The 1267-nt window shown below is 64.4% G+C and carries 1 protein-coding gene; it reads left to right on the top strand.

Annotation, left to right across the window (positions count from 1 at the left end):
- Window positions 1-1214, top strand: a 1214-nt coding sequence (locus IEY43_RS17995) for an IS4 family transposase (protein ID WP_374189878.1), incomplete at its 5' end; no start/stop codon positions are given.
- Between the last annotated feature and the right edge of the window lie 53 nt (window positions 1215-1267).

A 1267-nucleotide genomic window follows, 5' to 3' on the forward strand; every position in this document is an offset into this window, starting at 1 on the left:
AACCCGAAGGAACCGAACGACTGACCGACCACGTCTCTCTGGGCGTGCTAGCCAAGGTCTTCCCGCCCACCGTGGTGGACGCAGCCATTGAACGCACCGGCGCCGCAGAGCAGCGTTCCCGGCTGCTGCCTTCCCGGGTGATGGTGTACTACGTGATGTCCATGGCCCTGTTCGCTTCCGCCTCCTACGAAGAAGTCATGCGCTGCCTACTGTCCGGCATGCAGTGGCTTTCAGGACGCTTCGGGACCTGGAACATGCCGACCAAGGCCGCGATCTTCAAGGCTCGCACCCGGCTGGGCTCGGCAGTGATGATCGAGCTGTTCGACCAGGTCGCCCAGCCGGTCGCGAACGCTGGCGGGCCCGGGTTCCTTAGCGGGCTGCGACTGGTCAGCGTGGATGGCACCACCTTGGATTTAGCCGACACCCCGGCGAACGAGGCCGCCTACGGCAGGCCCGGAACGAGCACCGGGAATAAGAGCGCCTTCCCCCAAGCCCGGGTACTGGGGCTGGTCGAATGCGGTACCCACGCGGTGATCGGAGCGGTCACCAGCGGTTGCAGCACCAGCGAGAACGACCTGCTGCCAGGGTTATACCACCGGCTGGATTCCACGATGCTACTGATCGCCGATCGAGGGTTCTACGGTTACCAGGCGTGGATGGACGCGAGTGCGACCGGTGCGCAGCTGCTGTGGCGGATCAAGGCCAGCCAGGTGCTGCCCGTGGCCAAGGAACTGCCCGACGGGTCCTACCTCTCCCACCTCTATGCCAGCACGAAAGACCGGCGCAACAACAATGCCCCGGTGCCAGTCCGGGTCATCGAGTACCAGGTGAGCAGCGGCCAGAAGAGCACGGATTTCCGATTGCTGACCACGATTCTGGATCCGCAGGTCGCCGGCGCCCAGGCCTTGGCCGAGGCCTATGCCCAGCGGTGGGAGATCGAGTTGTGCTTTGACGAACTGAAAACCCACCAACGCGGTCCTGGGCTGGTGCTGCGTTCCAAGACCCCTGACGGGGTGCTACAGGAGATCTACGGGTTCCTGTGCACCCACTACGCGTTGCGATCGCTGATCGGGCAGGTTGCCCACGAGTTTGAACAGGACCCGCTGCGGTTCTCCTTTACGCGCACCCTGCGGGCCGCTCGGCGTTCGGTCGCCGGCGTCCCGGATTTTTCCCCCTCACCATCTGGCGGCAGTATTCATGGAGTTCTGCCATGAACTGATGCATGAACTGCTGCCGCCGCGCAGGGAGCGGGTGAATCCCCGGGTGG

This window comes from Glutamicibacter protophormiae, from assembly GCF_014647495.1.
In the GTDB taxonomy this organism is placed as follows: domain Bacteria; phylum Actinomycetota; class Actinomycetes; order Actinomycetales; family Micrococcaceae; genus Glutamicibacter; species Glutamicibacter protophormiae.